At 42.9% G+C, this 20713-nt stretch carries 21 protein-coding genes; 12 read left to right on the plus strand and 9 right to left on the minus strand.

The features are described 5' to 3' along the window. The 9 genes from FTV29_RS05405 to FTV29_RS05445 all read left to right on the plus strand — a co-directional run bounded on the left by FTV29_RS05405 (position 1) and on the right by FTV29_RS05445 (position 9407). Entirely contained in the window at positions 1–1533 is a 1533-nt protein-coding gene (locus FTV29_RS05405) for an aspartate aminotransferase family protein (RefSeq protein ID WP_180075209.1), read from the plus strand. Positions 1534–1963: 430 nt separating this feature from the next. Further along, the gene (locus FTV29_RS05410) at positions 1964–2995 is read left to right on the plus strand and encodes a substrate-binding domain-containing protein (protein ID WP_005171700.1); all 1032 of its coding nucleotides are present in this window, start codon (positions 1964–1966) and stop codon (positions 2993–2995) included. A gap of 104 nt (positions 2996–3099) precedes the next feature. Further along, complete coding sequence (gene pstC, locus FTV29_RS05415; protein ID WP_074383000.1) at positions 3100–4479, plus strand: phosphate ABC transporter permease subunit PstC; 1380 nt, start codon at positions 3100–3102, stop codon at positions 4477–4479. Then, positions 4479–5870, plus strand: a complete 1392-nt coding sequence (gene pstA, locus FTV29_RS05420; RefSeq protein WP_005096458.1) for a phosphate ABC transporter permease PstA — start codon at positions 4479–4481, stop codon at positions 5868–5870. Before pstC ends, pstA begins: the two co-directional genes overlap by 1 nt. Before the next feature lie 13 nt (positions 5871–5883). After that, positions 5884–6798 carry a phosphate ABC transporter ATP-binding protein PstB gene (pstB, locus tag FTV29_RS05425; protein ID WP_005171697.1) on the plus strand — a complete coding sequence of 305 codons (915 nt, stop codon included), beginning with the start codon at positions 5884–5886 and terminating at the stop codon, positions 6796–6798. Between the two features lie 86 nt (positions 6799–6884). Beyond that, positions 6885–7538, plus strand: a complete 654-nt coding sequence (locus tag FTV29_RS05430; RefSeq protein WP_257224478.1) for a hypothetical protein — start codon at positions 6885–6887, stop codon at positions 7536–7538. Positions 7539–7609: 71 nt separating this feature from the next. Beyond that, a complete protein-coding gene (sohB, locus tag FTV29_RS05435; RefSeq protein WP_100328738.1) occupies positions 7610–8572 on the plus strand; it encodes a protease SohB in 963 nt (320 codons plus the stop codon). Positions 8573–8681: 109 nt separating this feature from the next. Beyond that, positions 8682–9143 (plus strand): hypothetical protein, encoded by a 462-nt coding sequence (locus tag FTV29_RS05440; RefSeq protein ID WP_180075210.1) that lies wholly within the window; start codon positions 8682–8684, stop codon positions 9141–9143. Positions 9144–9170: 27 nt separating this feature from the next. Continuing rightward, positions 9171–9407 (plus strand): hypothetical protein, encoded by a 237-nt coding sequence (locus FTV29_RS05445; RefSeq protein WP_005096465.1) that lies wholly within the window; start codon positions 9171–9173, stop codon positions 9405–9407. Between the two features lie 70 nt (positions 9408–9477). Here the strand turns inward: FTV29_RS05445 and FTV29_RS05450 are convergent, their stop codons facing one another. From FTV29_RS05450 to FTV29_RS05490, 9 genes are all read right to left on the minus strand, one after another. Then, positions 9478–10110 carry a DUF2238 domain-containing protein gene (locus tag FTV29_RS05450; RefSeq protein ID WP_180075211.1) on the minus strand — a complete coding sequence of 211 codons (633 nt, stop codon included), beginning with the start codon at positions 10108–10110 and terminating at the stop codon, positions 9478–9480. 89 nt (positions 10111–10199) lie between these two features. After that, positions 10200–11588 (minus strand): adenylosuccinate lyase, encoded by a 1389-nt coding sequence (purB, locus tag FTV29_RS05455; RefSeq protein ID WP_004730090.1) that lies wholly within the window; start codon positions 11586–11588, stop codon positions 10200–10202. 54 nt (positions 11589–11642) lie between these two features. Continuing rightward, entirely contained in the window at positions 11643–12374 is a 732-nt protein-coding gene (gene hflD / locus FTV29_RS05460) for a high frequency lysogenization protein HflD (protein ID WP_005096468.1), read from the minus strand. Positions 12375–12381: 7 nt separating this feature from the next. Further along, complete coding sequence (mnmA, locus tag FTV29_RS05465; protein ID WP_005096469.1) at positions 12382–13521, minus strand: tRNA 2-thiouridine(34) synthase MnmA; 1140 nt, start codon at positions 13519–13521, stop codon at positions 12382–12384. Positions 13522–13525: 4 nt separating this feature from the next. Continuing rightward, positions 13526–14011, minus strand: a complete 486-nt coding sequence (locus FTV29_RS05470; protein WP_074382996.1) for an NUDIX hydrolase — start codon at positions 14009–14011, stop codon at positions 13526–13528. A 967-nt stretch (positions 14012–14978) separates the two neighbouring features. After that, entirely contained in the window at positions 14979–15509 is a 531-nt protein-coding gene (locus FTV29_RS05475) for a gamma carbonic anhydrase family protein (protein ID WP_180072117.1), read from the minus strand. Positions 15510–15620: 111 nt separating this feature from the next. Then, positions 15621–16769: a D-alanyl-D-alanine carboxypeptidase PBP5/6 gene (dacC, locus tag FTV29_RS05480; protein ID WP_005096478.1), complete on the minus strand. Its 1149-nt coding sequence runs from the start codon at positions 16767–16769 to the stop codon at positions 15621–15623. Between the two features lie 128 nt (positions 16770–16897). After that, positions 16898–17278: an MCR_0457 family protein gene (locus FTV29_RS05485; RefSeq protein WP_180075212.1), complete on the minus strand. Its 381-nt coding sequence runs from the start codon at positions 17276–17278 to the stop codon at positions 16898–16900. A 162-nt stretch (positions 17279–17440) separates the two neighbouring features. Beyond that, positions 17441–17812: an MCR_0457 family protein gene (locus FTV29_RS05490; RefSeq protein WP_005096482.1), complete on the minus strand. Its 372-nt coding sequence runs from the start codon at positions 17810–17812 to the stop codon at positions 17441–17443. A 111-nt stretch (positions 17813–17923) separates the two neighbouring features. Between FTV29_RS05490 and surE the strand changes: the two genes are divergently transcribed. The 3 genes from surE (at position 17924) to FTV29_RS05505 (ending at position 20659) form a co-directional block, all read left to right on the plus strand. Beyond that, on the plus strand, positions 17924–18712 hold the full coding sequence (gene surE / locus FTV29_RS05495) for a 5'/3'-nucleotidase SurE (protein WP_100329817.1): 789 nt from the start codon (positions 17924–17926) through the stop codon (positions 18710–18712). A gap of 95 nt (positions 18713–18807) precedes the next feature. Continuing rightward, entirely contained in the window at positions 18808–19638 is an 831-nt protein-coding gene (locus FTV29_RS05500) for a peptidoglycan DD-metalloendopeptidase family protein (protein WP_005096485.1), read from the plus strand. A gap of 91 nt (positions 19639–19729) precedes the next feature. Next, positions 19730–20659: a LysR family transcriptional regulator gene (locus FTV29_RS05505; protein ID WP_005096486.1), complete on the plus strand. Its 930-nt coding sequence runs from the start codon at positions 19730–19732 to the stop codon at positions 20657–20659. Positions 20660–20713 lie beyond the last annotated feature (54 nt).

Consider the following 20713-nt stretch of genomic DNA (forward strand, 5'->3'; position numbering starts at 1 on the left):
ATGGTAGATTTTGCAGAACATCGTAAAGCTTTACTTTGTAATGATGCTGCATCCATCGCTGACTACCAGTCAGCCATGGATCAAGCGACCAAAGCGGTTGCAGCATGGTTGCAAAATGACAAAATGTACACGGGTGGCAGCATTAACGAGCTGCGCAGCGCGATTACGTTTAATCCTTCTAAACAGGGGTTGGGTGTAGAGAAATCTTTAGAGCGTATGGTTGAGTTATTCCTCAACAAGAGCTTAAAAGTACATCATCCGCATTCACTTGCGCATCTTCACTGCCCAACCATGGTGACCAGTCAGATTGCGGAAGTGCTGATTAACGCAACCAACCAGTCAATGGACTCATGGGATCAAAGCCCGGCCGGTTCACTGATGGAAGTTCAGTTAATCGACTGGTTACGTCAAAAAGTAGGTTATGGTGCAGGTCAGGCAGGCGTATTCACCTCTGGTGGTACACAGTCTAACCTGATGGGCGTACTGCTGGCACGTGATGCTTGCATCGCGAAAAACTGGAAAGACGAAAACGGTAAGCCGTGGTCGGTTCAGCGTGATGGTATTCCTGCGGATGCGATGCGTAATGTCAAAGTCATCTGTTCTGAAAATGCACATTTCTCTGTGCAAAAGAACATGGCGATGATGGGCATGGGTTTCCAGTCAGTGGTGACTGTTCCTGTGGACGAAAATGCGCGCATGGACATGGACGCACTGGAAAAAACCATGGCGCACCTTCAAAACGAAGGCAAAATCGTGGCATGTGTGGTGGCAACTGCGGGTACAACCGATGCAGGTGCAATCGATCCACTGAAGAAAGTCCGTGAAATCACCAACCAATATGGCGCGTGGATGCACATCGATGCAGCTTGGGGTGGTGCTTTAATTCTGTCTAACGATCATCGCGATATGTTAGATGGTATCGAGCTGTCTGATTCGATTACGCTCGATTTCCATAAGCATTATTTCCAGACCATTTCGTGTGGCGCGTTCTTGCTGAAAGACGAAGCAAACTATCGTTTCATGCATTATGAAGCGGAGTACTTGAACTCTGCCTATGATGAAGAACATGGTGTGCCGAACCTGGTATCGAAGTCACTACAAACCACGCGTCGTTTTGATGCCTTGAAATTGTGGATGACGGTGGAAGCATTAGGTGAAGAGCTTTATGGTTCGATGATCGATCACGGTGTTGGTTTGACGCGTGATGTGGCAGATTATATTAAAGTGACTGACGGTCTGGAGCTTCTGCTTGAGCCACAATTCGCTTCTGTGCTGTTCCGTGTGGTTCCAGCGGGCTATCCGGTTGAACTTTTAGATACACTGAACCAGAACGTGGCAGATGAGCTGTTTGCACGTGGTGAAGCGAATATTGGTGTGACGAAAGTCGCTCAGGTTCAATCCTTGAAAATGACGACTTTAAGCCCGGTTGCAACGCTGGATAACGTGAAGAACTTGCTGGCACTGGTGCTTGCAGAAGCGGATCGTATCAAAGATTCAATTGCTGATGGTACTTATACGCCACCCATTGCATAAGTGATGGTGGTGTGAAAAAAGGAGATCGAAATGATCTCCTTTTTTTATTTTTGAGTCATAGAATGATCAATTCTATAGGTAGATTCATCAGAAAAATACCGAGTATATGTACTTATTTTAAGCTGTTATAAAATCGTCATCTAATTATGTAACGCTAGGGAGCAGGATTTATCCTGAGTTCAGGTTTATAAAAATTGTTACATGTCATTGGTCTAAAATTTTTTATTGAAGTGAATGACAAAAAGAACTTAATCATTGAAATCCATAAAAATTTAATCAAGAAAAAACTGCTAGATTAAAAATCACTAAATCGTAATAAAGCTGTAACTTATCTGTCATATTCTAAAATCAAAATGCAGGTATCGAAAGAAGTACAAAACTGAATAAAAAGTGGCGTACTCCAAATTGTATAAATGAGAGAGATACTAGAATGCGCTTTACAAATATAGCTTTAGCATTAGCATTAACAGGGGCAGCTGCTGTAACGACTGCACATGCAGCTCGTGACACGATTCAAATTGCAGGTTCTTCAACTGTACTTCCATATGCCAGTATCGTGGCGGAAGAATTCGGTAATACTTTTCCACAGTTTAAAACACCAGTTGTCGGTTCTGGCGGTTCGTCAGGCGGTTTGAAGCAGTTCTGTAATGGCGTGGGTGATAACACCATTGATATCGCGAATTCTTCGCGTCAAATCAAATCTACCGAGCTGGCTGAATGTAAAAAGAACGGCGTTAACCAAGTATTAGAAATCAAAATCGGTTATGACGGTATCGTATTTGCTTCAAATGCCAATAAAGCGGCTTATAAGTTGCGTCCACAGCATGTCTTTGCTGCACTTGCTGCACAACTTCCATCAAATGGCAAAATGGTCGCCAATCCGTATACACGCTGGAACCAAATTGACAAAGCACTTCCGAATGAGCCGATCACGCTGGTGATTCCTGCTTCGAATCATGGCACGCGCGAAGTGTTCCAGGAGAAAATGGTGGATGCAGGTTGTGAATCGTATGCTGCAATTAAGTCTCTAGACAAAGATGCCAAGAAAAAAGCCTGTACCACATTCCGTAAAGATGGCCGTGTAGTTGAAATTGCAGGCGACTATACCGAAACACTGGCACGTTTGAAAACTTCTCCAAGTGCAGTCGGGGTGTTTGGTCTGGGCTTCTATGACCAGAACCGTGACCGCTTACGTGTTGCAACTGTGAACAATGTAGCACCTTCTGAAAAAACGATTTTGAATGGTGCTTATCCGGTATCACGTCCATTGTTCTTCTACGTGAAAGGCGAACACTTGAAATCGATCAAAGGCTTACCACAGTTCACTGAATACTTCCTGAACAAGAAGGTATCAGGTAAGGGCTCTAAGCTGGAAAAAGCAGGTCTGATTTCAATGTCTGATAAAGAACGCGCAGCAGTCCTGGCAAATTTCAAGGCTGGTAAAGCGGTCATTGTAAAATAATCGATGATTTTGAAATCGCTGGTGGTAGGGTCAACCTACCATCGGCTTTTTGCGATAAACAAGTTTTTTCAAACCATGAAAATTGAGAAAACAGTGGAGAATACATGAATCTGCTACTTATAGGTGTGTTATTGGCCATTATGGCCATAGCCTATCAAATCGGATTAAGTAAAAGCCGTAACTTAGCAGGTAAGGGAAGCAATTCTGCAAACTTACACTCGCGTCCCGGATATTATGGTGCACTGGTGGCACTGTGGTGTGGTATCCCTGCGTTTTTAATTTTGATTGTTTGGAATATGGTTGAGCCAAGTTTTCTGGAGCAAGTGGTACTCAACCATTTGCCGCAGGATATTTCGGCCAATCTGGATCCGGCGAGTCTGGGCGTTGTTGTTGATCGTGTTCAGGCACTTGCCTCAGGTTTCGGTGTCAGTGATACACCTGCAGCCTATGAACTGGCCGCAGCAGAACAGTTAGCTAAATTTTCGACCATTGGGACTTTTGCCAAATTGGCAGTGGTGATTTCGGCTGCACTGGCAGGTCTGGTCTGGGCCAAAAAACGTATTAGCCAGGAATTCCGCGCACGTAACCAAGTCGAGAAAATGATGAATATCGGCTTGGCATTGTGTTCGGGCGTGGCAATTCTGACCACGCTCGGGATTGTCATGTCGATGTTTGGTGAGGCGATGCGCTTCTTCAGCTTCGTCAGTCCACTGGATTTCTTCTTTGGTACCGAATGGAACCCGGGGTTTAGCACTTCTGGCAGTGCCGAGGGCAGTTACGGTTTATTGCCACTGCTGTGGGGTACGCTCATGGTCAGTGCGATCGCACTTTTGGTCGCGGTACCGGTCGGTCTGATGATTGCGATCTATCTGGCAGAATATGCATCACCGCGCTTCCGCTCTTGGGCAAAACCGACCATTGAAGTGTTGGCGGGTATTCCTACGATTGTTTATGGTGTCTTTGCCTTGATGATCATCGGTCCATTTCTTAAAGCCATGGGTGCCATGGTCGGACTCGAAATTAATGCCACCAGTGCGCTGACCGCGGGTCTGGTGATGGGCATCATGATTATTCCATTCGTATCTTCTCTATCCGATGACATTATTACCCAGGTGCCACGTGCCTTACGTGATGGTTCTCTGGGGCTAGGTGCAACCAAATCTGAAACGATCCGTCAGGTGGTTTTACCTGCAGCTTTGCCGGGTATTATTGGTGCTTTCCTGTTGGCAGCATCCCGTGCGATTGGTGAAACCATGATCGTGGTACTTGCAGCGGGGAACAGTCCGCAGCTGCATGCCAATCCACTTGAAGCCGTATCTACGGTCACCATTACCATCGTCAATCAATTAACAGGTGATACCGACTTTGCCAGTCCGCAAGCACTGGTGGCCTTTGCCCTGGGACTGACCTTATTTGTGATTACCCTAGGTTTGAACATTGTTGCACTGATCATCGTGCGTAAATATCGTGAGCAATACGACTAATGAGTACTTCAAATACAACGCCTGTGGATCAGCGTGTTGATCCATCCGTCGCTGCCGAGCTGCGTGAAAAGCGTAAGAAGACCATTCAAAGCTCTTTGGGGCGACGTCATCGTAAAGAAAAAACATTCCGTCTATTTGGTTTCTCTGCGGTATTGGCCGGTCTGTTCTTTGTGGTATTGCTCTTCGGCAGTATTTTATCCAAAGGTTTGCCTGCCTTCTGGCAAAGCAGCATGAGTTTGCCGATTCATTTCGATCCGGCCATTGTAGAGATTGGTCCAAAACCCAAGCCAGCTGCGGGAGAGTCTCCGGCGCAGTTTGAAGAGCGTATGATTGCCTGGCAAATGGATGTCGGCATGGTGGACTGGGATGCACTGATCATCAACGGCATGATCGCCAGAGACAGCAAGCTGGAAAGTCAGCGTGATGAACTGGGTTATTTATATACCAGTTCTGAGGCTTATCGCTTACGTGACATGGTCATGAATGATCCAAGTCTGGTCGGTCAAAGCACAGAGGTTAAAATTCTGGCAGATGCCAATGTCGATGTCTGGCTGGCGGGTAATATTGATCGTTCGTTACCAGCAGAACAGCAACAACTCAGTCCTGAAGTACGCCAGGTGGCGGACGAGATGAAAGCCTCAGGTGTAATCGAAAACAGTTTCAATACTAATATTTTTACCAGCCCTGACTCGCGTAGTTCACCGGCAACGTCAGGTCTGGCAGGCGCTTTCATGGGCTCACTGTTCATGATGATGATCGTGATCTTTATCTCGATTCCAATTGGGGTGGCATCTGCGATCTATCTGGAAGAGTTTGCGCCGAAAAACTGGATTACCGATATTGTCGAAGTCAACATCAACAACCTGGCAGCAGTGCCATCGATTGTGTTTGGTTTGCTGGGTGCCGCGATCTTTATTGGCTGGATGCATTTACCGCTATCGGCCCCTCTGGTCGGTGGTCTGGTGCTGAGTCTGATGACTTTGCCAACTGTCATCATCACTACACGTGCATCGCTTAAAGCGGTTCCACCTTCGATTCGTCAGGCAGCGTTGGGCTTGGGTGCTTCACGACTGCAAACGGTTTTCCATCATGTCTTGCCATTGGCTTTGCCGGGTATTTTAACCGGTGCCATTATCGGGGTCGCGCAAGCATTAGGGGAAACTGCACCATTGTTATTAATCGGGATGAGTGCTTTCGTTGCCAGCGTTCCAGCCACACCATTTGATCAGTCTACAGCGTTACCTGTGCAGATTTTCTTATGGCAGGGCAATGAGTTACGTAACTTCTTTGAAGGACGTACCGCAGCAGCAATTATTGTACTTCTGGCCATGATGATCAGCTTGAACAGTCTGGCCATCTGGTTACGTAAAAAGTTTGAAGTCCGTTGGTAATAGGGGCAGAATCATGAACACAACTGTTATTCAAAACTCCTTAAAAAAGGATCAATCCGTGAATCCACAACAGACACAATTCACTAATGATGAGGCTACACAAAAGCCAGCAACATCGTTTGTCTCCCAATTCGATACGCAAAGTAGCAGCAAAAAAGATGAAAAGTCGACAAATGTGAAACTGAGTACATCTGATGTGCATGTGTACTATGGTGAAGCGGAAGCGATTAAAGGCATTGACCTGAACATTTATGAAAATGAAGTGATTGCTTTTATTGGGCCATCAGGCTGTGGTAAGTCAACCTTTCTGCGTACCCTAAACCGCATGAATGACACCATTGACAGTTGTCGTGTGACCGGTAAAGTCATGCTGGACAATCAGGACATTTATGATCCAAACCTGGATGTGGTCTTGCTACGTGCTCAAGTCGGTATGGTATTTCAGAAGCCCAACCCATTTCCAAAGTCTATTTTTGACAACGTTTCTTACGGCCCGAAATTACATGGTCTTGCACGTGATAAATACGATCTTGAAGAAATTGTCGAAGGCAGTTTGCGTAAAGCCGGTTTGTGGGAAGAAGTAAAAGACCGTTTGAATCAGCCGGGAACAGGTTTGTCAGGTGGTCAGCAGCAACGTTTATGTATCGCGCGTACCATCGCAGTTTCGCCTGAAGTGATTCTGATGGATGAACCATGTTCTGCGCTGGATCCAATTGCAACAGCAAAAGTAGAAGAGCTGATTTCTGAGCTTTCAACTCAATATACCATTGCGATTGTAACCCACTCCATGCAACAGGCAGCGCGTGTATCTGACCGTACTGCGTATTTCCATCTGGGTGATTTAATTGAGGTGAATGCGACCGAAAAAGTCTTTACCCAACCAGATCATCAATTGACTGAAGCTTATATTACAGGGCGTTTTGGTTAATACGATTTTAAAAATAAATCTTTTAAAACAGAATCTTAGGATTCTGTTTTTTTTTGTTATGTTCTATAAGTTTTTTAAAATTTATAATGACAATGCAACAGACCCTTGAATTTAAAGAAAAAGCTAAACTGACGCAAATCGCGATGAAAGATATGTTCTATGTGCTTTTTGGAACGGCTTATATGCATCAATATTTTGATTTAGTGATGGTGCTGTTCAGTATCATATTAGCCTTGATTGTCCCTTATGAAGGCTTGTTCATTACTTCACAAAGTCAGGGAATGACCAACTATCATCGTTGGCTCTATGACGTGTTTGTGATCGTGAATACTTTCTTGGGCTTTGTGATTTTTTATATGTTAAAGCATCAAAAATATAATATTGAAGTTAAACAAAAATGGCGTGTTTATATTACAGCACATGCTCAATTTAAATTTCATCGTTATCTAAAAGTACAAGAGAAGGGCAAGAAACCATTAATGCATACGCGTTTTGGTGAATACTTCTTTGTGCTTATTACGATCATTTTTTTTATTGCGGTATATTCATTGATGACCCCTTCGGGGACAAGTCATCGAGGTTTTATTATATTAACCTGGTGGCCAATGAATGCTTTGATTATAGCTGTAATCTATACACTTTTATTTATTTGGTATTTTCGTTTGTTCGCGATCCATGAAATTATGAATCAATATAAATTATTGATCCGTCGTGGACATGCTTGGCAACAAGATCAATAAATGCTGTTGAAAAAATCAGAATTGACCTAATCTAAGGATATAAGCCGAATTAAATAGAGAATAGATTTTTTATGTTATTTCATAGTCCGAAACTGCCCGCTGAAATCCGTGTCAGTCATTTAAATGCGCGTATCAATGAACAACGAAAAAAAATAGCGCAAACGACTGGCTCTAAACTGGAGCTTTTGCAGTTGTCACAACAGCTGTCAAAAGAAGCACGTGCACGCAAGAAAACCAATCAAAAAATCTATGTCTTGGACTTTAAAGGCGATATGGCCGCTTCTGCGGTCGAAAGTTTACGTGAAGAAATTACCCTGATTTTATCCACGGCTAAAGCGGGCCGTGACCGTGTTGTGGTGCGTTTAGAAAGCCCGGGTGGTATGGTGCATGGCTATGGTCTGGCCGCTGCTCAACTGGTACGTTTACGTGATGCCGGTTTTCACTTGACCATCTGTGTCGATAAAGTAGCGGCCAGTGGCGGTTATATGATGGCGTGTATCGCAAATGAAGTTGTGTCTGCACCATTTGCGATTGTCGGTTCGATTGGGGTGGTGGCTCAAGTGCCTAACTTTAACCGTCTGCTGAAAGACAATAAAATCGACTTTGAACTCTATACCGCAGGTCAGTACAAACGTACCGTGACCATGTTTGGTGAAAACACCGAAGAAGGGAAGGCCAAGTTTGAAGAAGAGTTACAGCAAACGCATGCCTTGTTCAAACATTTTGTAGAAAAATACCGTCCGCAGCTGAATGTGGAAAAAGTGGCAACCGGTGAGCATTGGTATGGTCGTGATGCACTGGATTTAAATCTGGTAGATAAACTGCAAACTTCAGATGAATATTTACTGCACTTGCTGACGCAACATGATGTTTATTCGATCCAGACCCGCAAGAAACCAACCTTGGGTGAAAAGCTGGGTTTACAGGCAGCGCAAATTGCGGATTCATTGATTCCAACCGTAATGAATAAGGTCATGGAAGGCTTAAGCAAAGCCAATGCAAATCTGGTACAAATGCGCGATCCTAAACTCTAATTCAGTTAAAATTGAATATGTATTAAAGCTCACTCCGGTGAGCTTTTTTATGCCTTAAGTTATTGTTAGTATGCTATAAAAGATCTAATTCAATGCGTCTTTTACTGGCATGCTCACCCTTATTCTTGTTTTAGGTTTTCTGACTATTGCGATCTGTCCGATAGCATGTGCATTGTACGCTGAAGCAAAGTTACAAAATGAAGATCGAAAAAAAATTTTATTTTGGCTGGGTTTTATTCCGGGCACATGTCTCTTTATTCTATATGCTGTGTTAAAGCCAGATGATCCGCCTGTTATTCCATCGAAGGCATGTGGTGTGGTGCAGTCTTATCAGGTGCATAAAACTCGAGGTGGTAAGGAGTTTGAAGGTGTGATTATTCGCTTTGATGGTGCTCAATATAGTCGCCATTTACTCTTCGATCAGCATCTAGAGAAAATGCCGAAAGCTCAAAAGGTCTGCTTTGAATATTTAGATAAGTTCAAATATCCACATTTGTCAGAATCTAAGTTTGTTCAATGGATTGAACCGACTGAAATGCAAAACATCCCTACAGCTAATCGGATAAAATAAAGCATATTTTATTGTTAGAGCAGAAACATGGCTATAGCTGAAGCATATCTTGCAACACAAAACTGTTATTTTAATTACGAGTTTGAAGAATTGAACTTGGATGATTTCCCAGAAGAATTTTCTATTTCTCTACGTGGGATGATGTATAGACATGAAATTCAATATCCTGATGCAAGCTATTTTATTTATTACAGCGAAATGTTGACGGGTAATGAATTGCAAAAAATGAAAGATGACTGGATGCAATATTGCCCACTTTCATAAGTGAAAAATATGAATGTAATGAAATAGTTGATCACAAACCTTAATTCAATAAAATTTTGATTTTAAAAGCTCATTTCGGTGGGCTTTTTTGTAAGAGCATGAGACTACCCGTAAATATCGCGCCTAATGTGGCAAGCAAGATGTCTTTATGCGCATCCCAGCTATCACCTTGCTGTCCATTATAGTTCTCCGCTTCTTCGGGAGATAAGCCAATCGCGATCAACCATTCCAGCCATTCATAGATCATGCTACTGGCCACCACAAACTGAATCACCAGCAGGAAAATGACCACAGGTTTTTGCTGCGGCAACCAGACGTGAAACAGGCGATAGAAAATGGGGTAAAGGAGTAATCCGTAGGCCAGATGAACAAAACGGTCAAACATATTGCGTGACCAATGCATGACTTCATTCAGATGAAAGCCAAAAATCTGCTCAATCCACTGGTTATAAGGCACATAGGAATACAGATAGTGTGCAGCAATCACATGAACAAACAGGAAAAGGATATATAAATTAAAACTTAAAAAATTCAGCCCAATTTTATACAGACAGACCAGCAGCATGCTGATCATGAAAACCGTGCCGGCCTGATGCAAGAGATAAGCTTCCATTTCTAAAGGACGAATACTGGCAAGCAGAATCGCCAGAATTAAAATACCCAGGCTTACATAATGCTTGGCGGAAAGTCGCTGCTCAATCATGTCGTTATGATGAAATATCGTTTTTAGAATAAAATACATTATAAATAAAAAGGCGAAGCCTGAGCTTCGCCTTTTGGTCTTATTTTAAATTAGATTTTAGCAATCAACTCAGCCACTTGTTTGGCCTGTTCAGCAGCATTACCTGTATAAGATGCAGGTGTCATTTCAGCTAAACGTGCACGATCAGCAGCTGGAACCGCTTCTAACTCGTTACCGTTTACGAAATCAACCATCATGTCGCGAGTCATGGCCTGACCACGAGTCAGGGCTTTTAATTTTTCGTATGGTTTTTCAACGTTGTAACGACGCATTACTGTTTGAATTGGTTCAGCCAATACTTCTTGCGCATTGTCCAGGTCTTCATTGATACGTGCAGCATTGAGTTCAAGTTTGCCGATCCCTTTAGCACATGCTTCGAAAGCAATTAAACTTTGTGCAAAACCAACACCCATGTTACGCAGCACAGTAGAGTCAGTCAGGTCACGCTGCCAGCGAGAAATTGGCAGTTTTTCCCCAAGGTGTGCAAGTACAGCATTGGCAAGACCCAAGTTACCTTCAGAGTTTTCGAAGTCAATCGGGTTTACTTTATGCGGCATGGTTGAAGAACCGACTTCGCCATCTTTTAGCTTTTGCTTGAAGAAACCAAGCGAGATATAACCCCAAACATCACGGTTAAAATCGATCAGAATAGTGTTGAAACGACGCAGGGCATCAAACAGTTCAGCCATGTAGTCATGTGGCTCGATTTGCGTGGTGTACGGGTTGAAATCTAGACCCAAAGATTCTACAAATGCTTGTGAATGTGCCGGCCAGTTGATGTCTGGGTAAGCAGAATAGTGCGCATTGTAGTTACCTACTGCACCATTGATTTTGCCTAGAAGTTCAACATTTTTGAACTGTTTGATTTGACGTGCAAGGCGGTAAGCCACGTTCGCCATTTCTTTACCCAACGTCGTTGGGCTTGCAGTTTGACCATGCGTACGAGACAACATTGGCTGGTCAGCATGCTTTTCAGAAAGTGCAACAACTGAATCAATGATTTGCTGCATAGATGCAACCAGTACATCACGACCGCTTTTCAGCATCAAGGCATGTGACAGGTTGTTAATATCTTCAGAAGTACATGCAAAGTGAATGAATTCACCGGCATTTTTCAATTCATCGATATTGGCAATTTTTTCTTTCAGGAAATATTCAACCGCTTTAACGTCGTGGTTGGTGGTGCGTTCGATCTCTTTGATGCGATTGGCATCATCTTCAGAGAAATTGCTTACAATCGCATCAAGCGCTGCATTAGTTTCGCCTGAAAACGCCGGAACTTCAGTAATTTCCGGGTGGTTCGCAAGCGCCTGTAACCAACGCACTTCAACAGTCACACGAGCATGGATTAAACCAAACTCAGAAAGAAAGGGACGTAGAGCATCACATTTGCTCGCGTAACGTCCATCTAGTGGAGAAAGTGCAGTTAAAGCGTTCATATCGATTCCTTAGATTTTGGAATTAAACGTAAAACGAAACACGTGCAGTATCAGTTAAACCACCTGAAACTGTAAACGCGCCAGATTCTGAATATCTTTTAGCAACTTGCGTTTGCCAAATACCATGCCCCAGGAGCTGCCACCAAGCTGACGCCACAGGTGCGCCATTTGCAAACCGGTAAAGAGGGAAGCACGGATGCGGTTGGTATGTCCGGCATCTTTAAAGGCTTCGGCATTGCCACGAACCATGATGCGCGGATTGATTGATCCCGCAGTATCGACATAGGTTTGAGCCAGATTGGCAATGATGCTGGGGTGCAGGTAATTGTTATCGAAGAAGGAAAGCTGTCTGAGAATTTTCTGTTGGGACTGTTCAATAATTTCAACAAATTTGGGATTGCTATAGACCTTCTTTTCTAATTGAAGAAGTGCCATGGCATAGCTCATTGGAAGTTTGGTGCTGGAAAGTTTTGGAATTCTGGATTTTGGTGAAGTATTGAAGGGTTGAATAATGCTGCTTTCTAATGTTTTTAAGCCTAAGGAAATATCGGCCAGTTGATTAAAAAAGTCTAGGGTCTGGGCATTTTCGTTATTGCCGGGACGAATATTGAGACTGGCTTTAATCAACTGTTCAAAATAAAAGTTACCGTTTTCACCAATACTTTGCTGACCACTCAATGCGGTCATATGGGTCAGCTGGGTGGCCTGAAACACACCCGCTAACGCCAAAGCGCGATTTTGACGAGTATTCAACGTTGTGGCTGGTTGAAATGGTAACTCCGTCATGCCGAATTCATCCTTTTATAAAATCAGGTTTAGGTGCATTGGTATGATGAATCACACCACCGCCTAAACAAACTTCACCTGAATAAAACACCACACTTTGACCTGGGGTCACTGCACGTTGTGGTTCATCAAACTCCACACGTACACCATTGGGTGATTCTGAATCTTGGTACACCGTACAGGCTTGATCAGTCTGACGGTAACGGGTTTTGGCCGTGCAACGGAAACCTGTTTCAGGAATATCCTGCTCGCCGGCCACCCAGTCAATTGCTTCACTCCAAAGCATGGTGCTTTGCATCAGTGGGTGCTCATGGCCTTGACCCACCACCAGACGATTGCCTTCGATATCTTTATGTAATACGAACCAGGCACCTTCCGCGACGCCTTTCATTCCGCCAATACCGATGCCGCCGCGTTGACCGAGCGTATAGTACATTAAGCCGTGATGATCACCAACCTCTTTACCGTCTTCCAGCACGATTTTTCCGGGTTGTGCCGGTAAATATTGCTTCAAGAAGTCATTAAATCGGCGCTCACCAATAAAGCAGATCCCGGTCGAGTCTTTTTTCTTCGCCGTAGCAAGATCTAATTCTTCAGCGATTTTGCGGACTTGCGGCTTTTCAATTTCACCGACAGGGAATAATGTCTTGTTAATTTCACGACCATGTACGGCATGCAGGAAATAGGTTTGATCCTTATTCTGATCAACACCACGTAAGAGTGGTGCGTATTCTTCACCGCGTGAATTGGTCATGGTTGCACCGCGACGACAGTAATGACCTGTGGCAATAAAGTCTGCACCCAAGTTCACCGCATGATCTAGAAAAGCGCGGAATTTAATTTCTTTATTACATAAAATGTCTGGGTTTGGGGTACGGCCAGCCGCATATTCTGCTAAAAAATGCTCGAATACACGATCCCAATATTCCATGGCAAAGTTTGCGGTATGCAGTTTAATCCCGATTTTGTCGCAGACGGCCTGAGCATCGGCAAGGTCATCCATCGCCGTGCAATATTCTGTGCCGTCATCTTCTTCCCAGTTTTTCATGAAAAGGCCTTCAACCTGATAACCTTGTTGAAGTAAAAGCGCAGCAGAAACAGATGAATCTACACCACCTGACATTCCGACGATGACACGTTGTTGCATAGGATTAGGCATCCAAATTTGAAATTAAGGGAGAGTTTTGGTGCTCGTAAATGAGCGATAAAGGATATTTTTGACCTGACAGGGCATCTTGAATGGCTTTAATCACCAAGGGGCTGCGCGCACGAGCCGACTCTTGCAGTTCATCTAAGCTCATCCAGACTGCACCGACAATGTCTGTATCTAAAGTGGCATTTGGGTCGTAGTCAATCGATTTGGCTAAAAAGCAGAAGCGGAAATAAGTACGATCCGGGAACATCGGCGGGGTGTAGGTATACATCCCTAATAGATGGGTTACTTCAACCGTATGTCCGGTTTCTTCCATGGTTTCGCGAATTGCAGCCTCGACAATGCTTTCACCGCATTCTACATGACCTGCTGGCTGATTAAATACTGTGTGTGTCACACCTTCTGTATGTTCTTCTACAAACAGGAATTTTCCGTCTTTTTCAATGACGGTCGCGACAGTGACGTGAGCAGTCCAAGCGGTCATAAAGCAGCACCATGGAAAATGATGCACTATTGTATAAAATTTTGCGGTGTGTGGCTATGAGGGGCGGGGATTTCTTTGATTGTTTAAATCATCGGGATTGGAGGTTTTAAGCTTAATCAAATCCTGCTATGTGAAAAAGTCCTATTGATAGGTTTTGATTTTCTTTTATCAAAAAGTGAATGAGCTTGAAAAGTGTACTATAAAGCAGAGAATTTAAAGCAAAAATTTATCAATAAAAAGCCTGTTTTCAGGGCAATATCTAGCTCAAAATCACTACATCAACGCATAAGATCAAGAGATGTAAAGAGGTTGCTCTTAACGGATTTAAGTAAAAAACAGGAAAAGCTTAACATCTTTATTGTTTTAGGGTATCTAATGATTGTTTTGATCAAGCATAATTTCAGACAATTCAACATAAAACAAATCCATGAAATTATAGAATATTTTTTAAGCGTTATGAATGTAAACTTAATAATATATTATTGAGTATAATATAAAAACAAAAACAACGACTAGGACACATTTTTTTTAAATTATACTTATTTTTCGGAGATTTTAATAAAAAATATTAATTAATTAATATTTATTGTATAATTTTTGTGATGTTGAGGTAATTTGTTTTCTCCTGATTTACATTGGGATTTGTGGCTACCTAATAAGCGGCTTTGAATATATTCATTCGAGACTTTTATGCTGTTAAATTTCTATCGCTTTTTAATTTGTTTACTTATACTTATAGGTGTTGGGCTTGTAGGTTTGGGGGTTAGTGTTCATGATAATTTTTTCTTGGGAGTGGCTTGTTTATTTTTTATAGCAGCAGCCCTTACTTTTCTTGAGTACAAGAATAAAAATATTGATCCATTTAGAAAGTTTTAAACAGACTATTTGATCAATTCTGTTCTGTTTAAGTCGATACATTGAATAAAAGCATCGGCTTAAACAGAAACTCTGTATCTGACTTTATATTTTATTTGTAATTCCCCGAAACCTTCACATAATTTTGTGCCGAATACGGTAAAAATTCTTTTTCTTTATCCGTGAGTGGACGTACTTTCTTTACCGGGCTACCTACATACAAATAACCGCTTTCTAGAACCTTATTGGGTGGAACAAGCGAACCCGCGCCAATCATTACATCATCTTCAACAATCACATCATCCAGAATAATCGTACCAATACCGACCAAAACACGATTGCCAATGGTACAACCATGTAGTTTGACATGATGGCCAATGGTGACATCTTCACCAATAATTAAAGGCGAACCTTCAGGCTTATCGGCTTTCTTATGGCTGACATGCAACATCGAGTGATCTTGTACATTTGAGTTTTTACCAATCCGAATATGATTCACATCACCCCGAATTACGGCAAAAGGCCATACCGAAACATTTTCAGCCAAAACCACATCGCCGACCACAATTCCCATCGGATCGACATAACAGGAAGCATCAATCTGTGGGGTCATATCTAAATAAGAACGAATATTTTGGCTCATAACGATCTGTCCGATAAATGATGAAGGATCATGTGCATAGTATAAAATAAAAAGCACCCATCTGAATGAGTGCTTTGGTCTTAGTCCAAGACTGAAATGGTCTATTTAGACTTAGAACAAGTTGCTAAAGAACTGTTTGATATGGTCGAGCATACGCGCGAAGAAACCCGCTTCTTCCACTGCATTCAAAGCCACAAGAGGTTTTTCTGAAATGACTTTACCATCCAGAGTCGCAACATATTTACCGACAACTTGCCCCGGTTGTAATGGTGCAGTCAGTTTCGGTTGAACCACCAGCTGGGTTTTAATCGCATTGGCCTGACCTTTAGGCATGGTCACATTAAAGTTTTCAGCAAGTCCGATTTGAACTTCATCTTCCTTACCAAACCAGACTTTGGCTTTAGCAAGTACCTGTTTAGCTGGTTGAACATTTTTGGTTTCGAAGTTCGCATAACCCCAAGCCAGCAATTCACGTGTCTGCGTTGCACGTTCCTGCATGGTAGGTGCACCAAAAATAACTGAAATCAAGCGAGTAGGGCCACGTTTAGACGACGTGGTCAAGCAATACCCTGCTTCATTGGTATGACCTGTTTTTAAGCCATCTACACTTGGGTCGGTATACAGCAGGGCATTACGGTTACCTTGCTTGATGCCATTAAAGGTAAATTCTTTTTCAGCATAAATCGGATAATACTTGGAACTGTCTTTAATGATGTGCTGTGCCAGCGTTGCCATATCTTTGGCAGTCGAATAATGACCTTCAGCAGGCATACCGGTTGAATTGATAAAGCTGGTATTGGTCATGCCAATACGTTTGGCTTCCTGATTCATCATATGTGCAAAGGTACCCTCGTTCCCTGCAATATGTTCAGCCATGGCCTTAGATGCATCATTACCCGATTGAATAATAATTCCGCGCAGCATTTCAAGTGCAGTGGCCGTACCATTTAAAGGCACATACATACATGATTCCGCGCTACTACCGCGACACCATGCTGACTCATTCATGCGAACCTGTTCATCTTCAGTGAGTTCACCGCTCAATAGTTTTTGTTCGATGATGTAGCTGGTCATCATCTTGGTCATTGAAGCAGGGGCTAATTTTTCATTTTCATTTTTTGAAGCGAGAAGTTGCCCTGTCTCATAGTCCATTAGCACGTAGGATTTATTATTCAATTCTGGTGGTGCAGATAGGACAGTTGCTGCAAAGCTAAAACTAGGAACTAATAATAATGCAGCAAGGGCAGTTTTTTGGGTCATTTCTAGTGGGTTCCTATATCTTGATGTAAGCACGAAGAGCCTAGCATTTTAGGATAAAGCTAGGCGGACTTCTATGGGAAACCCGGTCTTATTTCAAAAGTATTGTAAGTAATCGGCAGAAAAGCAGGTTAATTGTTATAGGTGGTTAATTCATTACAAATCACCTGATTTTTTTTCTTGCCAGCTTTCTTGGCATCAGATTGTGCTTCAGTCAGAATACTGCGGAAATCGTTCTGTTGAACCATCTGGTTTAAGCTTGCAACCGGATTGCGCTGACCTGGCATATATTCAGTCACCAGCTTGGTATAGCCCTGATTGAACTGTGACTTGTCTTTAACCATGCTCGGGCAGATTTCTGAAAGAACATAAATCGCAGCCAGTTCCTGCTTGGTCACTTGCTGGGTTGGTGTGACATTGATATTTTCATTGGCTGCAAATGCAGAGGTGCCTAAAAGAGTCGCGGCAGAAGCTGCACAAAGTGTCATGGCTTGAAGTAATGGATATTTCATTAAAAAACTCAAAAAATAGATTTAGAACAATAATTTGCCTAGCTTAAACTTATTTTTGAAATTGAAAAGTGGGAAAATGTAGCGAAGCTGTAGAATTATGAAGAAATCTGTAAGAGAAAATAAGACGATGTTTACACCGTCTTATTTGAAGATTTATCTAGCTTAGCCCTGGTAATCCAGAATCTCTTCGCATACGGTTTTTTGTTCGTCAGTACTGGTTTGTTTGGCACCCTGACGGGCTTCTTCCAGTAAAGATTTATATTCGCTATCTGCCTGTAGTTTTTGATAGCTCATGCCTTTATCTGAGTAGTCTGCAAGATAAGACTGGATGAGAGTCTGAATAATGCTGTCTAATTTTGCATTTTGGCCAATCATAGCCGGGCAAACCTCAGCCATGACTTGTGCCGATGCGATGTCTTCTTTCACAATGGTATTGTTTTCGTCAACAGTCAGCTCGCTCGCCATAACTGAAGGAGAAACAGATACTGCCAGGCTTAAAGCGAAAGCACTAAATAAAGAGAATTTTTTAATCATCTTGAGCCACATATTTTAAAGATGGATATCGAGCAGTAAATATATATAATTCCAGCACTAATACAATTAAATGTCCTAACCAGTCATTTTTTAGCGCGACGAGATTTTTCAGTGAATATTTTAGTTTCAAATGATGATGGTGTGTTTGCACCGGGTATTCAAGCATTGGCACAGGCTCTAAAACCTTTGGGGAGGATTGTTATTGTAGCGCCAGAAAGTGAGCGCAGTGGTTACTCCAGTGCTTTGACTCTGGACCGACCTTTACGCCCGATTCAGACTTCTCCCGATGTCTGGGCTGTCAATGGTACTCCGGCAGATTGTGTTTATCTGGCTATGAACGGCCTGTTTGACTTTGAATTTGATCTGGTGGTCAGCGGTATTAATAGTGGTGCCAATCTGGGGGATGATGTCTTGTATTCCGGTACAGTCGGGGCAGCCTTTGAAGGTCGCTTAAGTAAACATCCTGCTATTGCGGTGTCATTGAGTGGGCCGAATGTACGCAGCTATCAACACCCTCAGGATTATCAGCTGGCTGCCAACTGGGTACATGATTTTATTGCACGCGGTTTGCCGGTTCTTCCTGAGCGTCATATTTTTAATATCAATATTCCGGATATGGCTGAATTACAGGGTGAAAAAGTGACTTATCAAGGCCGCCGCCGTCAGTCGAAGCCCATCACCAGTCATGTTGACCCACGTGGTCGTCAGGTGTACTGGATTGGACTGTCTGGAGAAGCAGTAGCAGAACCCAAGCAAGGGTTGAGCGAGATTGACTCGGACTTCTTTGCTGTGGCCAATGGCTATGTCAGCATTACTCCGATTCAGATGGATGCCACCAACTATGAGGTTTTGCGGAATCTTCAAACACAATTGGCAGAAAATGCGTTCTCAGTGTTATAACTTTGTGAAAAACTCGCGATTGCAAGTATATTGCAGTAAAACTTTGCTAATCTTAACGGGATTTTGCAACCGTATAGATCTTAGAGAGGAAGATAATGTTCTTGGTGTTACCGAAATGTGTTGTTGCTTCGCCTGCAGCCCTGATTAAAACCCTAGTTTTATCAACCGTTGTTATTTCTACAGGAGTAATCACCGGTTGTGCAACCAAACCTCAAGTAAATAATGCGACGCGTTATGCGACAGCTCCTGATTTCTATACGGTACGTTCAGGAGATACATTGAGTGGGATCGCAGCACGTTATGGACTGAACTATATCAGTGTTGCCGAGATGAATGATATTGCTGCACCTTACCGGATTTATGTGGGACAGTCGATCCGCCTGAAAAATAATACCGTACGTCGCAGTACCAGCACGCAGGCAGTGACTCAGGCAGCCCCTATCCAGCGTCAAACGATTGCAGTACCAACACCGGCACCAGTTACACCAGCGACCACCGTGCAGACTACACCGCGTGTGAGCACGCCGGCGCCAATGACACCCGTCTCTACTGCCGCGGGTTTAGGTTGGGTAAAACCGTCTAATGGCCCAGTTTTGCAGCAGTATAATCTGGCATCTAATATCAAAGGCACACGCTATAGTGGCAATGTCGGTGATCCGGTGTTTGCAGCAGCAGACGGGCAGGTTGTTTATGCTGCAGATGGCCTGAAAGAATATGGCAATCTGGTGTTGGTGAAGCATATTAATGGCTATATTACGGCTTATGCCCATAACAGCAAACTGGATGTAAAAAGCGGACAGAATGTAAAAGCGGGGCAAAAAATTGCAGAAATGGGTTCAACTGGTACAACGCGAACCATGCTTGAATTTCAGGTGCGCTTAGACGGCAAACCGATTAATCCAACTACAGTTTTACCAAACAATTAAATAAATAATGCAAAACGTGAATTTCGCCGTATAATACAATAAGTTGCTTTTATCAAATGATGAGGCATCTCATAAGTTTAGAGGGAAATTTATGTTAGATCAACTTCGAGCAATGGGTGTTTTTGCTTGTGTTGTAGAAAAAAACTCGTTTAGCGGTGCTGCCCGTGAATTAGGGATTACGACCAGCGCCGTGAGTCAACAAATTCGCTCATTAGAACATGATATGGAAGTGGTACTTTTAAATCGTTCAACGAGAAAGTTAAGTTTGACGGAAGCGGGACAAGCTTTTTTCTACAGTTGCCAGGAAATGCTATCTGCTGCAGAGCGCGGTAAAGTCCGAATCAATGAATTACGCGATGATCTTGTGGGTGAACTGCGCATTGTCGCTTTGCCAGAATTGTGCGCGAATCATGTGATTCCTGCACTTTCTCACTGGATGTCCGCACATCGTGGCCTGGCAGTACATCTGGAAACCAATAATCATGAGGTTGATTTGTTCGATGGGCGTATCGATATCGCCTTAAGATTTGAACAGAAAAATGATGAGCACAATCTTCAGGTGGTGCCATTGATGCAGATTGAGCAAATTCTGGTGGCGACACCGAGTTATATTAATCAGAGCACCATTATTTCACGTCCTGATGATCTTAAAAATCATGATGTGCTGCCTTTGACCCATATCAAAAATCATCAGTATTTCCAGTTTCAAAATGTCAATACTGCAGAAAAAGCCGATTTTGAATTGAAATCCCGTTTCAGTACCAATAATGGTCTGGTGGCAAAATCGATGTGCTTGCAGGGCAATGGGATTGCCAAGATTTTATATCTCGATGCGAAAAAAGACTTACTGAATGGCACTTTGGTTGAAGTTTTGCCTGAATGGCGACTTCCACCGATTACACTATATGCAGTCATGCCGAAACGTGAGCAACAACCGACAAAAATTCTTCGTTGCCTAGATACATTGAAACAATATTTTGACCAGATTTCTGGTGGGCGTATTTTACAAGCCGCATCATAAGATACAGAATATAAAAAAGCCGCTTTCAAGCGGCTTTTTTGTTTTTAAGCGCAG

The organism is Acinetobacter sp. YH12254 (assembly GCF_013417415.1).
Taxonomy (GTDB): Bacteria; Pseudomonadota; Gammaproteobacteria; order Pseudomonadales; family Moraxellaceae; genus Acinetobacter; species Acinetobacter pseudolwoffii.

Bases quoted from the DNA above. Each gene is read 5' to 3' on its own strand.
- FTV29_RS05405 (WP_180075209.1), top strand. From the start codon at position 1: ATGGTAGATTTTGCAGAACATCGTAAAGCTTTACTTTGTAATGATGCT.
- FTV29_RS05410 (WP_005171700.1), top strand. From the start codon at position 1,964: ATGCGCTTTACAAATATAGCTTTAGCATTAGCATTAACAGGGGCAGCT.
- pstC (WP_074383000.1), top strand. From the start codon at position 3,100: ATGAATCTGCTACTTATAGGTGTGTTATTGGCCATTATGGCCATAGCC.
- pstA (WP_005096458.1), top strand. From the start codon at position 4,479: ATGAGTACTTCAAATACAACGCCTGTGGATCAGCGTGTTGATCCATCC.
- pstB (WP_005171697.1), top strand. From the start codon at position 5,884: ATGAACACAACTGTTATTCAAAACTCCTTAAAAAAGGATCAATCCGTG.
- FTV29_RS05430 (WP_257224478.1), top strand. From the start codon at position 6,885: ATGACAATGCAACAGACCCTTGAATTTAAAGAAAAAGCTAAACTGACG.
- sohB (WP_100328738.1), top strand. From the start codon at position 7,610: ATGTTATTTCATAGTCCGAAACTGCCCGCTGAAATCCGTGTCAGTCAT.
- FTV29_RS05440 (WP_180075210.1), top strand. From the start codon at position 8,682: ATGCTCACCCTTATTCTTGTTTTAGGTTTTCTGACTATTGCGATCTGT.
- FTV29_RS05445 (WP_005096465.1), top strand. From the start codon at position 9,171: ATGGCTATAGCTGAAGCATATCTTGCAACACAAAACTGTTATTTTAAT.
- FTV29_RS05450 (WP_180075211.1), bottom strand. From the start codon at position 10,110: ATGATTGAGCAGCGACTTTCCGCCAAGCATTATGTAAGCCTGGGTATT.
- purB (WP_004730090.1), bottom strand. From the start codon at position 11,588: ATGAACGCTTTAACTGCACTTTCTCCACTAGATGGACGTTACGCGAGC.
- hflD (WP_005096468.1), bottom strand. From the start codon at position 12,374: ATGACGGAGTTACCATTTCAACCAGCCACAACGTTGAATACTCGTCAA.
- mnmA (WP_005096469.1), bottom strand. From the start codon at position 13,521: ATGCAACAACGTGTCATCGTCGGAATGTCAGGTGGTGTAGATTCATCT.
- FTV29_RS05470 (WP_074382996.1), bottom strand. From the start codon at position 14,011: ATGACCGCTTGGACTGCTCACGTCACTGTCGCGACCGTCATTGAAAAA.
- FTV29_RS05475 (WP_180072117.1), bottom strand. From the start codon at position 15,509: ATGAGCCAAAATATTCGTTCTTATTTAGATATGACCCCACAGATTGAT.
- dacC (WP_005096478.1), bottom strand. From the start codon at position 16,769: ATGACCCAAAAAACTGCCCTTGCTGCATTATTATTAGTTCCTAGTTTT.
- FTV29_RS05485 (WP_180075212.1), bottom strand. From the start codon at position 17,278: ATGAAATATCCATTACTTCAAGCCATGACACTTTGTGCAGCTTCTGCC.
- FTV29_RS05490 (WP_005096482.1), bottom strand. From the start codon at position 17,812: ATGATTAAAAAATTCTCTTTATTTAGTGCTTTCGCTTTAAGCCTGGCA.
- FTV29_RS05500 (WP_005096485.1), top strand. From the start codon at position 18,808: ATGTTCTTGGTGTTACCGAAATGTGTTGTTGCTTCGCCTGCAGCCCTG.
- FTV29_RS05505 (WP_005096486.1), top strand. From the start codon at position 19,730: ATGTTAGATCAACTTCGAGCAATGGGTGTTTTTGCTTGTGTTGTAGAA.